Source organism: Sporomusa sp. GT1, from assembly GCF_014634905.1.
Taxonomy (GTDB): domain Bacteria; phylum Bacillota; class Negativicutes; order Sporomusales; family Sporomusaceae; genus Sporomusa; species Sporomusa sphaeroides.
Map to the genome: position 1 here is coordinate 21265 of NZ_BMBX01000008.1, position 12490 is coordinate 33754.

A 12490-nucleotide genomic window follows, 5' to 3' on the forward strand; every position below is an offset into this window, starting at 1 on the left:
TTCCCTCTTTCCTTTTTTAAATGATAAATTCTCAGATAAAAATCTTATGCGGCTGTTCAATCAGCTTGAGCAAGGTGCTGAGGAATGCTGCGGCCGGCGCGCCGTCAATTACCCGGTGGTCGAAGGCCAGCGACAGGGCCAGCATGGGCCGGATAACGATTTGGCCGCCGATGACAACCGGTTTTTCCACTGTCCGGCCAACCCCCAGAATGGCCGACTCCGGCTGGTTGATAATCGGGGTAAAATAATCCACCGAGCCGTAACCGCCCAGATTGGTGACCGTAAAGGTGCCACCGTTCATTTCGTCAGGCTCCAGTTTATTTTTCTTAGCCCGTTTGGCAAAATCTTTAACTTCCTTACTTACTTCAGCCAGCGCTTTCTGATTGGCCTGTTTGACAACCGGGACCACCAGCCCCTCCGGCAAGGCAATAGCCACACCGATGTTGATCTCGGACAGCACCTTTATCTCTTCATCACCACACAAAGTGGTGTTAATCCGTGGATGGCGTTCCAGAGCTCTGGCCACGGCCTTGACCAAAATGTCGGTTACCGAGATTTTTTCCGTATCTTTGACATCGCTGTTGATTGTGGCCCGCAAAGACTGCAAGGCCGACAGATCGACACTCACATGCTGGGTAACCTTGGGAGCTACGGCCCAGCTATTGGCCATATTATCGCCAATGGCCCGCCGCATGCCCTCGTAGGCAATGATTTCCAGGGCAGGCCGCTCATCTGCCGATGGCTGACTCATAAACTGTTCAACATCTTCCCTGGTGATCCGTCCTTCCGGCCCGGTTCCGGCAATAAGGCTATAATCTATGCCGTTCTCTTCGGCCAGCTTACGGGCTATGGGGGAAATTTTGACCCGCCCGCCTGCCGCAACTTTAACAGCCGCCGGCTGTATAGCCGCTGCTGCCACCGGGGCGGCAGTTTTGGCGCCGCTGGCCACGGCTGCTTTGAGCAGGGCACCGATATCCTCGCCGGCCTGGCCGATGACCCCGAGCAGTCCGCCGACTGGCAGCTTGGCTTTTTTATCGGCGGCAATTTTTAGCAGTATCCCGTCCGCCGGCGCGTCCACTTTGTTGGTAATCTTATCTGTCATAATTTCCAGCAGGGCTTCGCCTTGCTTAACGGTCTCTCCCTCTTTTTTAAACCATTTGCCGACAATGCCTTCTTTCATGGATAAGCCCAGCTTGGGCATGTTAACCTGAGTTGCCATTTACCTTCCTCCTTTGGTGTAAAACCACTAGTCACAAATTCTCCGGCTAAAGCCTTGGGCCACCGCCTGGTACAAGGTTTCTGCCACCTGAATGACTTTGGGACCGTCAAAAGTCAGCTGCAGCTCTGCCGTTTCGCCTGCTCCGACCTCGACTTCCCGTTCCCCGTCCAGCGCAATTACGCAGGGCGTTGTTGCCACAGCTATCCTCTGGCCGATAGCAATATACTCATAGCTTTGCACGGACACCGTTTCAAGCAGGCCGGGGGCAATCGGCGCCAGTACGTGAGTCTTGCCGCCGCCCGGCGTAATGGCAACACCCCGTTCTTCCTCCGCCGTTACCGGCGCCAGGTGGCCAGCAATGGCTGAGATGCCGATGTTATGCGCCTGGCCCCGGGTAACCACGATTTGCCTGATTCGGGCCACATCCCATACCGCCCGGGACCCAATAAACGTATCTGTCAGCACTACGGCATCAATCAGCGCGCTGTCCACCATCCGGCCATTCTTATAAACAAGGATCTGTTTGCTGGGATTAATGGCCGGGGGGCCGCTTACCAGTCCTTTGGCGACAGCCCCGGCAGCCAGACCGGCAATCGTACCCTCGACCATGGTCGGAAACACATTATTGGTGCCGGTGGAAATGGGAAGTATGGGTACATCCCGGCAGCCCTGCGCCACCAGCCGGTTGGTGCCGTCGCCGCCCATGGTGATAATGGCGTTGACGCCGTCGGCCGCCATGGCGGCCGCTGCCTGCAGGCTGTCGGTCTGTGTGCCTGTAAGGCAAATATTGGCCGGGACAATCTCCAGCTGCGGCCGATGCCGCAGGCCGATGCTATTGACGGCCCGCGTAACGATGCCATGGTATTCCGGCATATACACAATCCTGTCAATACCGGCAGCCGCCAGGCTTAAAATCAGCCGGCGCACAATATTTACCTTTTCCTGGTTGTCGAATACTGTGCCGTAGGCTACCAGCCGCCTGATATCCTTGCCTGATGCCGGATTGGCAATAATCCCTACCTGTTCCATACTTCCATCCACCGCCTCAGAGAATTAATCGGAATTAAAACAGGCTTTTAACTGCCTGAATAATTTTTTCTTCACTGGGTATAACAGCCTGTTCCAGTACCGGGCTGAAGGGAATGCAAACATCCGGCATAGTCACCCGCTTAATGGGAGCATCCAGATAGTCCATACCTTCTTCGGCCACAATGGCGGCGATTTCCCCGCCAAAACCGCCGGTTCTCACGGCTTCGTGGACAATGACCAGTTTGTTGGTTTTGCCGACAGACTGCAGGATAGCCGCTTTATCCAGCGGCACCAGCGTACGCGGATCAAGCACCTCGGCCTGAATGCCTTCTGCTGCCAGCGCTTCGGCAGCCGCCAGCGCCTTGTGCACCATCCAGGACCAGGCAACTATGGTCACATCCGAGCCTTCCCGCTTGATGTCGGCTTTGCCCAGCGGAATAACATATTCGCCTGCCGGCACCTCGCCGCGGACGCCCATCAATTGCTTATGCTCAATATATACCACCGGATTGTCGTCACGGATGGCTGCCGTCAGCAACCCCTTGGCGTCTGCCGGGGTGGAGGGCATTACCGTTTTAATACCGGGAATATGGGTAAACCAGGCTTCCATGCTCTGGGAATGCTGGGCGGCGGCAGACATGCCCGCCCCGCAGGGGGTACGCAGTACCATAGGAATTTTGGCTTTGCCGCCGAACATATAGCGCATTTTGGCGGCCTGATTGAATAATTCATCCATGCAGACGCCCATGAAATCAATAAACATAATTTCCGCTATAGGTCTTAACCCGGCGGCGGCAGCGCCAACAGCAGCACCGACAATGGCGGTCTCACTAATGGGAGTGTCTATGACCCGGCCGGGGAATTCTTCAAACAGCTTGCCGGTAACACCGAAGCAGCCGCCAAAACAACCGACATCCTCGCCCCATAAAAACACATTGGGATCACGTTGCATTTCCACCCGCATTCCGTCCCGGATGGCCTCAGCATATGTCATTTCTTTCATTTTCTTCACCCTTTCATTGTTTACTTTTTATGCGTAGACGTCTGTTAAAGCATCTTCCGGACTGGGGTCCGGACTGGTATTGGCAAATTCCACGGCAGCCTCAATTTGCTTATCCACTTTAGCTTTGATTTGCTCCAGTTCCTCTTGCGTAGCATATTTGAGCTCTGTCAGTTTCCGGGCAAAGCGGGGAATCGGATCTTTTTGCAGCCATTCCGCTTGTTCGGCCGAATCTTTATATGTGCCAGGGTCGCCTTCGAAATGGCCGCGCCACCGCCAGGTTTTGCATTCAATCAGGCTGGGCCCCTCGCCCCTTCTTGCCCGGGCAATAGCCTCGGCGGCCGCCTCGGTAACAGCCATAACATCATTACCGTCCACTACGACACCGGGAATACCATAGGCGCCGGCCCGGTCGGCAACATCATTAACCACCATGTGATTACGCTGGCAGTTGGAAATGCCGTATAGATTATTTTCGCATACATACACTACCGGCAGTTGCCAGATGGAAGCCATGTTGATGGATTCATGCAGAGTGCCGCGGTTGGAAGCGCCGTCGCCGAAGAAGCATACTACCACCGCATCACTTTTCTTATATTTGCAGGCAAAAGCCGCACCGGCGGCAATCGGCTGGCCGGCGCCAACAATGCCGTTAGCGCCCAAAATGCCTAAATCAACATCGGCAATGTGCATGGAGCCGCCTTTGCCCTTGCAATAACCGGTTGCTTTACCAAACAACTCGGCCATCATCAAATCGACCTTGCCGCCTTTGGCAAGCAAATGTCCATGTCCCCGGTGCGTGCTGGTGATGAAATCCTTATCTGCCAAATTAGCGCATACACCGGTAGCCACCGCTTCCTCACCCAGATACAGGTGCACAAAGCCCGGCAGTTTGTTATCGGCAAACAAATCCACGGCTTTGCTTTCGAAAGCTCTGATGGTCAGCATCGTCTCATACATTCCGATTAGCTTCTCTTTTGAAAATTCCATAATTCTCCCCCCATTTTCTTCTAGCCTGTACTTGCCTGTTTGACGGTTAGGGCACATTAACATAGACAGTGACTGCCGCGGCCACGGCAACAATGGTGTCGCCTTCCCCCAAGGCCGCCAGATGCAGCCCCTGCACGTCCAGCCCTCCTGCCACCGCTTCCACCGTAACTGAACCAAACGGGACCACACTCTCAACTTCAGCCAAATTCAATTGCTCCGGATACGGTGAGCCCAGCCGGATTTGCACCTGCATCTGGTTGGGATCACGAATGCCCAGGATATCAAACAAACCGCATAAGCAGCAGCGGGATATCGCATCTTTTACTGCGCGCTGCGCCGCTTTGGTCACATTGCCGCCATGCAGGTCGGCGCCAAATCCCAGCTCAACAATATAACGCTTATACGCCATTTCGTCACCTCCCTTCACCGCTCTGCCTCTCACTGTTCCTGTTCGCCTTGTACTATTGCAAGCAGTATGCCAAAAAAACGGAAGGCAGCCTGATTTTGTCAAATAGCCAGGCTGCTCCCGGTTTTTCACCTTGCCCAGAGCGGTAATGAGCTTGTATGTTGTAGTGATCACGGTGTCCGAGTGTAGCGTGGGTAGCAGCACTGTTTTATTTCGCTACACTTTTGAGAAAAAGGTACAGGTCATAACCGGCAGGCAGGATTATGAGCAGCCGCCGTCAACATTTAACGTTTGTCCGGTAACATGCGGACTGTCAATAAAGAATAACACCGCCTTGGCCATATCCTCCGGCGTCTGATCCACGCCCTGGGGAATCATGGCCTGAACATTGCGCTGGTAGCTTTCCTCCTCGCTTTCCCCGGGGTTGGCCCAGGCCTTGCGGAGGTTTACCCACATTTCAGTGGCGACAATACCGGGAGCAATGGCATTAACCGTGATATTATCTCTTACCAGTTCTTTGGCCAGGGCATTGGTGAAGCCGATTACGGCAAATTTGGACGCACAATAGTGAGCCAGGCCGGGATAGCCGGTCTTACCTGCTATTGAGGAAAAATTAATGATTCGCCCGCCGCCCTGCTGCTTCATCTGGGCAATGACTGCCTGGTTAGTGATGAAGGTGCCTTTGGCATTGGTGTCAACAACAGCATCCCAGTCGGCCTCGGTCAGGTCTGCCACCTGCTTGCAGGTTATCAGACCGGCGGCATTAACCAGAATATCCAGTCGCCCAAAGCGTTCCACCGTAGCTTTAACCATTTGTCCGGCATCAGCAACCTTGGTAATATTGGCTTCAACGGCAATGGCCTCAGTGCCGTTGGCCTGTAATTCGGCAGCCAGTTTTTTGGCCGCCGTATACCCGCCAATATTTTTACTGCCATATTGATTGGCTGCCGACTCAACAAAATCAGCCGCCGCTATCACTATGCACGCCCCTTCGCGGGCAAGAGCCTCGACAACACCTTTACCAATGCCGGTGCCGCCTCCGGTAACCAAAGCAACTTTCCCTTTCAGCAACATTGATACCACTCCTTATAAAATTAATTTAAAAGGGTTTTACCAGTATTTTGATGTTTTGCTCTTTCCTGTTCACCAGTTCTTCAAAGCCTTTTTCCACAATGTCGTCAATGCTTATCCTGCCGGTAATCATCGGCTTGACGTCAATTCTGCCGTCAGAAATAAGGTCGATACAAGCGGCAAACTCACCGTAATAGGCCAGGCAACCGACAATTTCTCTTTCGGTAAATGACAGCGCGTTAAAGTTCAGGCTGGTGGCTTTTTCGTAGATACCGGCAATAACTACCCGGCCGGCCGAACGGGCAAGCTCTACAGCCACCGGTGTGCTCTTGTCACTGCCGACACACTCAATGACTACATCGGCGCCACCATTGGTCAGCTCCTTAATTTTGGCGACAACATCCAGCTCATTCGGGTCAAAGACAGCGTCAGCCCCCACCTGCAGCGCCAGTTCCTTGCGGGCTTTGGCTACCTCCACGCAGTAAACTCTGCTGGCACCGGCAGCCTTGGCGGCCATAACCGTGCCCAGCCCAATGGTGCCTGCCCCGACTACTACTGCCGTATCTCCCAGCTGCAGCTTGCTTTGCCGTACGGCATGAAAACCAACGGCCAGCGGCTCAACCAGAGCTGCCGTATCGTAAGGCAGGTGATCAGGAATTTTGTAAATGGTGTAGGCAGGTACGTTTACGTATTCGGCAAAGGCGCCATCGGTCATTAAGCCGGTAAAAGCCAGCTTTTCGCACAGGCTGTAACGATGCTCCTTGCAGCGGGCGCATTCCCAGCATACCTGGCAGGCATCGGGCGCAACCCGGTCGCCGGCTTTGACATTGGCAACACCGGCGCCGACTTCCACGACTTCGCCGGAAAATTCATGACCTAAAATGAGAGGGGCTGTATCGCCGGTAAGCGCATGCGGTGTCTCGACCGGAATAAAAATCGGGCCGGCAATATATTCATGCAGGTCAGAGCCACAAATACCGCACCAATGTACCTTGACTTTTACCCAACCGGCCGGCGGGGCCGGCGGTTCAGGAACATCCATAACCCGAATATCCTTTTTGCCATACCATACGGCTGCTTTCATTTAAAATACGCCTCCCTTATATTTAGTTAATTTTGTAGTAATGAAATCCCGAACAGTCTGGTACCGGTAATCCTAAAACACCAATGATGTCAGAAGATAGATTCAAAACCATCGTACCAACCAAAATGGCAAAGGCCGGTGGATCAATATGGGTGCTGCCATGGTTGTAGAACATTCTCGCCAGCAACTCCTGAATCAAGGCGCCAAGTATGCCGGCGATGCCCGCCAGGACGATACTGCCGGTGTGCAAAGCCGTCAATGACCCGAAAATCGCCATTGCATGGGCGACAGGAACCTGTTGTACCGTGCCGGTGGCGAGATTCAGCGGTATTAAGCTTAAAATGGCCAGTACCCAGCCCATAATGTAGGGAATGACAAAAGCGGCTGCAGGTGAAACCGCGCCGGTAGCCGCCAAAGGAGCCAGGGCAGCCTTAAGGCCAAGAGCCAAAGCGCCGGCTATTAGTCCCATTCCCAGACCTACTACAGTGTGACGCGAAGGCGCCGCCTGCCATGGAGCCCAGGAAATTGCATAATTGTCGGTATTAAAGTAGCCGATTTTCTTAATGGATTCCCTGCTGCCCCAGGGAGCTTCCCGGAAAAAAAGCAGCCTGCTGACCATACTGCTGACAATAACTGCCACCGCGACACCATCAGCCTTATTTAGTATCGGTATTAAAACCACCAGTTGCAGCAAGGCGTGACCGGCAAGGGAAAAAATCCCGCCCATCGCCATTACATCCCAGGAGGTTCCGATAAGGGGCGATAAAATATCTTTGGCACTGCCGCCAGGGTGGTTGTTCCTTACGCCGGCCGCATAGGCAGCGGCAGCCAGTCCTGCGGCAAAACCGCCCACATGTGGGCCAAATACCGGGCCAAGCGCGACTTGCATCAGTAAATAATCAGGGCCGCCCGCAAAGACGATAGCACTGCCTAAAACGACCAAACCGGCACACATAATAACAGACCATAACCCGCCAAAAGCCGCCCCGACAATACCTCCGCCAAAGACCAGCAGCAAGGTGTCAAAACTCCAGGTTTCCATTGCTTCCTCCTTTCTGTCATCCAGTTTTCAGGATCATCCCGCCATTGTCACCCTACCCGCCCATAAGCACTCCTCCCTTGTACATTTGTACACGCCTGATAGCGCTGTCAAATCCCTTATTTGCAATTCCTGTGCCAGAATTATCCAATCAAATTTCAGTCCACAGCCAGTTGCCCCATTCAGGCCTGTAATCCTGCGGCTTTAGACAAAAGAAAAAATGGACTTATCTTTTGGTCAAAGACAAGTCCATTCTGAATTCAGTAAATTGTTTTAATTTTATTAATAATCTGTTATTTACAGTGTAGCACCACTGTTTGAAGGTGTAGCGAAACACTGTAGTAGAACGCTACACGCTCGTACAATATTGCTTCATTCAATTAGCGATGGAATACTGCCGCATTTTCCGGTAAAGAGTGCTGCGCGCTATTCCCAGCAGGCTGGCCACCCGGCTTATATTACCGCCTTCCTGCATCAGTAATAATACGATCTCCTGCCGTTCTTTTTCCGCCATAAGCAATTTACGCGTATTACGGTTGATTGCCTGCTCTTGCTCTGGCGCCTGCTCTACCGACGGCGAAACGTCCGCAGCCATACCGGGGAGCAGCTCCGGCGGCAGGCAGCTCAGGGTAATTACACCATTTTCCGCCATATTGCAGGCTCTTTCCACAACATTACGCAGCTCACGCACATTGCCCGGCCAGTCATACCGGATAATAAGGTCCCAAACTGCAGCGGCCACCCTAAAGCTTGTTCCCTGTTCCTGGCCAAGTTGCTCAACAAAACTGCGAAACAGCAGTTCAATATCCTCCCGCCGCTCTCTGAGCGGCGGAATGTTAATGGTAAATACTTGTAAGCGGTAATACAAATCCTGCCGGAAAGTTCCCTGCCGGACCAGCTTGCACAAATCCTTATTGGTGGCACAAATAATCCGCACATCCACAGGAATAACCTTATTGCCGCCAATACGCGCAACCTTCCGGTCCTGCAGCACTCGCAGCATGGCTACCTGCTGTTCTAACGGCATGTCGCCGATTTCATCCAGAAACAGGGTGCCGCCTGAAGCCAGTTCAAAGTTACCCGGTCTGCCGCCCCGCCTGGCGCCGGTAAACGCGCCTTCTTCGTAACCAAACAGCTCGCTGCCTACCAGTTCACGGGGGATAGCCCCGCAATTCAAGGCAATAAACGGCCCGTTCCGCCGCGAGCTTTGATTATGGATAGCCTGGGCAAACATTTCCTTGCCGGTGCCGCTTTCGCCCAGCAGCACCACATTGGACAAGGTATTGGCAGCCATCGTGGCCTGCCTGATTGCTTCTGCTAATTTCGGGTCCTGGCCAATAATGTCACTAAATTTAAATGTGGTATAATGGCCGCTGAATTTATTGATCAGGCGATGCACCTTGTCTACCGGCCGCAAAATGATAACACCACCGCTAATGACCCCGTTGCCGTCAACAATAGTCTCACCGGACAACACACACCGGCTTACGCCCCGTTCGGTATCAATCGGCAATTCCAGGTCGGCATATATTTCTTTATTGTGCAGCAGCTTGCTGATTATTTCATTATTGCCGCCCAAGGCAGCATCCACAGGAATTCCATTGGTGCTCTTGCCCTTTTTTCCCAGAAGCTGGGCGGCTATGGGATTGGACTCACGCACTATGCCTGAACGGTCAAACAGAATCACGCCATCTGACATAGTATTAAATATGCTTGTCAGACGTTTATTCATTAATGCCAGTTCATAATTCTTTTGCTGAACATTAAATTGCATGGTAATGGCGTTGGCTGCCGCCGCTACCATGCCCAGCGTATGGGAATAGGCGGCCTGGGCCGGCCCGGATAAATCCAGAACGGCGACAATCTCGCCGCTATAGCCGTAAATAGGGGCTGCCGAACAAGTCCATTGATGATGTTTCTTGCAATAATGCTCGGCTCCCGATACCTGAACCGGCTTGCCGGTTGACAAAGCAACCGAAATGGCATTGGTCCCCACATCCATCTCCCGCCAGCTGGCCCCCTGAATAAACCGTAAAATATTCCGGGCATTTTCCATAGAATCGCTGTCACCGAAGCTATCCATTACATAGCCGTGTTCATCGGTTAAAACCAGGATAAAGCCTGAGTTTTTAAAAAGCCGGTACAAATTAAGGGTAAAGGGTTTGGCAATACTGATAATTTCCCGCTTTCTTTCAAGCAGGTCGGCAATATCCCGGTATTCTAAGATATTTTCACTTTTGCCGCCGTCAGGATTAACTCCCTGCTTCGAACAACGGAGCCAAGAGTCAGCAATTGGGGGTAAGATAATATGGTTTCCTATTTCACCACAGGTAACAAACTTTTCCCAAATCAGTTCTCTACTGGTAATTTCAGTTTTTTCCACAGCTACTCCTCTCCTTTCCCATATGAACCCCGCTGACTCCCAGACAGGTCTGATATTACCCCTGTTATTTTTTACCAGAGAAAAATCATCTTCACAATTCATTTGAATGTAAATAGCCGTGTAGTCCTACTTAACATTTTAGCATACTCACCACTAGTTGTAATATATTTACAGAAAATTTCAGACTTTACCAGGCCGGTCTGAGCATTACTATCATAACTTATGCAAGTTTTAAGCCAAGCCTAACGCATTTTGCATCCATACGCACGAATAAAAGCACCTCCGGCACCGGCCAGAGGCACTATCGCAGTCTGCACTACTTTTTTCCCTATTAAAACCGGCATTCCTCCCGCGAGGCCAGACTGCCTGACTGCACGTAAATGGGACAGGCCTGAATGCGGAATACTGACAGATGTCTGGCAAAATACCATGCCCCGGCCAGTGAACACACACCTCCCAGCACCAGGGTATAAACTACGCCAATCTGGCTGGCCAGCGAGCCGGCAAGCAGGCTGCCAATAGGCCCCACTCCCATCACAATCATGGTGTAAAAGCTCATAACCCTGCCGCGCATGGAATCATCCACCATACACTGCAGCAGTGTATTGCTGCCAACCACCTGGATTAAAAAACCGATACCCAGCAAAAACATCAGTATTGCAGACAACCAGAAGTTGCCCGGCAGCATAAAACTAATAAGACTAATGCCAATAGTAACTGCGGCTGCAACCAACAGCTTTTCCAGGCCCTGAAACTCCGAGCGGGAAGCAATAAACAGGGCAGCCAAGAATGACCCACAGCCGGCAACAGCCAGCAAAAACCCCAGAGTTCCCGCATTGCCACCCAGGTTTTGCGTCACAAAAACCGGCAGCAGCACCGTGTACGGCATGGCCGTCACACTGATGATACCGAGCAGCAGCAGAATATTGCGCAAAGGCAGTTGTTTAAAGGTATATGCATAGCCCTCCTTAAACTGCAGCAACATATCATTATGCTGCTGTACGACCGTATTTGCTTTGAGCCGCAGCGCGATAAGCGATAAAATGGAAACAAAATAACTGGCAGCATTCAGCAGGAAACAGTACCCCTCGCCGACAAGGGGAATAAGAATCCCGCCCATCGCCGGGCCGACCAGGCGTGCCAGATTATAAGTAACTGAATTTAACGCAATGGCATTTTGCCGTTCCTCCTGATTGTCCATCATCTCTACCGAAATGGCGTTGCGCGCCGGTACGTCAACGGCATTGATACAGCCAAGCAGCAGACTCAAAGCTAAAATATGATCTATTTCAATCCGGTTGGTTAAGGTTAGCCAGGTCAGCAGAGAAGCCTGCAGCAGGCTGAACGCCTGAGTGCCGATAAGGACGCCGCGTTTCCCCAGCCGGTCGATCCATACACCGGCAAAAGGAGCTAAGGCAAAGTTGGGAATTTGCCCGATAAAAGCCACCAGCCCCAGCATAAACGCCGAATCGGTCAGGCGATAAATCAGCCAGCTTAAGGCAATATTTTGCATCCAGGTGCCAATAATTGACAGTCCCTGACCGGCAAAAAAAATCCGGTAATTCTGGTTGTAAAGAGCCTTGATAATTTGGCTTGACATAGGTATCCCCCCTGAACAACTTATTCGCTGCCAAAATAAATTATCCTACCTACGCCAAGAGGCCGCTTATTCTTTAATGCACTGCAGCCAAAACTATGTTACAATAATAACCATCACTTTCCTGGAGGCAGAATATGACCAAGCAAGAGCAGCTTAAAACGCATTTATATGAACTTTACGCTCACAATCCTTTTGTAAACCTGCTGCAGATGAAGATTGAAGAATTAGGCGAAGGCACAGTAAAGCTGTCGATGCCCGTGCTGGCAGACAAGCATACCAATCTGTACAATATGGCCCATGGCGGAGCATTGGCTTCCCTGGCCGATACCGCTATGGGAATGGCCTGCGCCACTACCGGCAAAAAAGTTGTGACCCTGGATATGAATTTAAACTATATCCGGGGCGTCGAATGCCAGGAAGCCATCATTGCCACCGGCACATTAATTCACAACGGCAGGTCAACGATGGTTGCCGAAGCTGAGATTGTTAACAGCAGCTGCAATTTGCTCGTTAAAGCCAGAGCCACCTTCTTTGTAACAGGAACCTTTCTGTAGATGCCCCTCCCGGGCAATAGAGCAAACAGCCGCAATAAAAAAACCTGCACTTCATTCTGAAGTGCAGGTTTTCCTATTATATCGTTAATTCGGAAATGCGGTATCCCGGCCGCAC

The 12490-nt window shown here is 52.0% G+C and carries 11 protein-coding genes; 1 reads left to right on the forward strand and 10 read right to left on the reverse strand.

Translation table 11 applies throughout. The features are described from left to right. Nucleotides 1-31: 31 nt before the first annotated feature. The 10 genes from GT1_RS11180 to GT1_RS11225 all read right to left on the reverse strand — a co-directional run bounded on the left by GT1_RS11180 (nucleotide 32) and on the right by GT1_RS11225 (nucleotide 11821). On the reverse strand, nucleotides 32-1219 hold the full coding sequence (locus GT1_RS11180) for a dihydrolipoamide acetyltransferase family protein (RefSeq protein WP_188398778.1): 1188 nt from the start codon (nucleotides 1217-1219) through the stop codon (nucleotides 32-34). A 27-nt stretch (nucleotides 1220-1246) separates the two neighbouring features. After that, nucleotides 1247-2248, reverse strand: coding sequence for an ATP-NAD kinase family protein (locus GT1_RS11185; RefSeq protein WP_188398779.1), 1002 nt, complete (start codon nucleotides 2246-2248; stop codon nucleotides 1247-1249). Nucleotides 2249-2282: 34 nt separating this feature from the next. Continuing rightward, entirely contained in the window at nucleotides 2283-3251 is a 969-nt protein-coding gene (locus tag GT1_RS11190) for an alpha-ketoacid dehydrogenase subunit beta (protein WP_188398780.1), read from the reverse strand. A gap of 27 nt (nucleotides 3252-3278) precedes the next feature. Further along, nucleotides 3279-4238 carry a thiamine pyrophosphate-dependent dehydrogenase E1 component subunit alpha gene (locus GT1_RS11195; protein ID WP_188398781.1) on the reverse strand — a complete coding sequence of 320 codons (960 nt, stop codon included), beginning with the start codon at nucleotides 4236-4238 and terminating at the stop codon, nucleotides 3279-3281. 46 nt (nucleotides 4239-4284) lie between these two features. Next, a complete protein-coding gene (locus GT1_RS11200) occupies nucleotides 4285-4647 on the reverse strand; it encodes a Lin0512 family protein (protein ID WP_075757551.1) in 363 nt (120 codons plus the stop codon). A 258-nt stretch (nucleotides 4648-4905) separates the two neighbouring features. Next, nucleotides 4906-5718 (reverse strand): SDR family NAD(P)-dependent oxidoreductase, encoded by an 813-nt coding sequence (locus GT1_RS11205; RefSeq protein ID WP_188398782.1) that lies wholly within the window; start codon nucleotides 5716-5718, stop codon nucleotides 4906-4908. A 25-nt stretch (nucleotides 5719-5743) separates the two neighbouring features. Continuing rightward, nucleotides 5744-6799: a 2,3-butanediol dehydrogenase gene (locus GT1_RS11210; protein ID WP_188398783.1), complete on the reverse strand. Its 1056-nt coding sequence runs from the start codon at nucleotides 6797-6799 to the stop codon at nucleotides 5744-5746. Between the two features lie 22 nt (nucleotides 6800-6821). Then, on the reverse strand, nucleotides 6822-7841 hold the full coding sequence (locus tag GT1_RS11215; RefSeq protein ID WP_188398784.1) for a hypothetical protein: 1020 nt from the start codon (nucleotides 7839-7841) through the stop codon (nucleotides 6822-6824). 373 nt (nucleotides 7842-8214) lie between these two features. After that, the gene (locus tag GT1_RS11220) at nucleotides 8215-10221 is read right to left on the reverse strand and encodes a sigma-54-dependent Fis family transcriptional regulator (protein WP_223226189.1); all 2007 of its coding nucleotides are present in this window, start codon (nucleotides 10219-10221) and stop codon (nucleotides 8215-8217) included. 331 nt (nucleotides 10222-10552) lie between these two features. Next, nucleotides 10553-11821: an MFS transporter gene (locus tag GT1_RS11225; protein ID WP_188398786.1), complete on the reverse strand. Its 1269-nt coding sequence runs from the start codon at nucleotides 11819-11821 to the stop codon at nucleotides 10553-10555. Nucleotides 11822-11955: 134 nt separating this feature from the next. Here GT1_RS11225 and GT1_RS11230 point away from each other — a divergent pair, with 134 nt between their 5' ends. After that, complete coding sequence (locus GT1_RS11230; RefSeq protein WP_188398787.1) at nucleotides 11956-12375, forward strand: PaaI family thioesterase; 420 nt, start codon at nucleotides 11956-11958, stop codon at nucleotides 12373-12375. The last annotated feature ends 115 nt before the right edge of the window (nucleotides 12376-12490 follow it).

Excerpts from the sequence above, each read along its gene's own strand:
- GT1_RS11180 (WP_188398778.1), bottom strand. The coding sequence starts at position 1,219 with ATGGCAACTCAGGTTAACATGCCCAAGCTGGGCTTATCCATGAAAGAA.
- GT1_RS11185 (WP_188398779.1), bottom strand. The coding sequence starts at position 2,248 with ATGGAACAGGTAGGGATTATTGCCAATCCGGCATCAGGCAAGGATATC.
- GT1_RS11190 (WP_188398780.1), bottom strand. The coding sequence starts at position 3,251 with ATGAAAGAAATGACATATGCTGAGGCCATCCGGGACGGAATGCGGGTG.
- GT1_RS11195 (WP_188398781.1), bottom strand. The coding sequence starts at position 4,238 with ATGGAATTTTCAAAAGAGAAGCTAATCGGAATGTATGAGACGATGCTG.
- GT1_RS11200 (WP_075757551.1), bottom strand. The coding sequence starts at position 4,647 with ATGGCGTATAAGCGTTATATTGTTGAGCTGGGATTTGGCGCCGACCTG.
- GT1_RS11205 (WP_188398782.1), bottom strand. The coding sequence starts at position 5,718 with ATGTTGCTGAAAGGGAAAGTTGCTTTGGTTACCGGAGGCGGCACCGGC.
- GT1_RS11210 (WP_188398783.1), bottom strand. The coding sequence starts at position 6,799 with ATGAAAGCAGCCGTATGGTATGGCAAAAAGGATATTCGGGTTATGGAT.
- GT1_RS11215 (WP_188398784.1), bottom strand. The coding sequence starts at position 7,841 with ATGGAAACCTGGAGTTTTGACACCTTGCTGCTGGTCTTTGGCGGAGGT.
- GT1_RS11225 (WP_188398786.1), bottom strand. The coding sequence starts at position 11,821 with ATGTCAAGCCAAATTATCAAGGCTCTTTACAACCAGAATTACCGGATT.
- GT1_RS11230 (WP_188398787.1), top strand. The coding sequence starts at position 11,956 with ATGACCAAGCAAGAGCAGCTTAAAACGCATTTATATGAACTTTACGCT.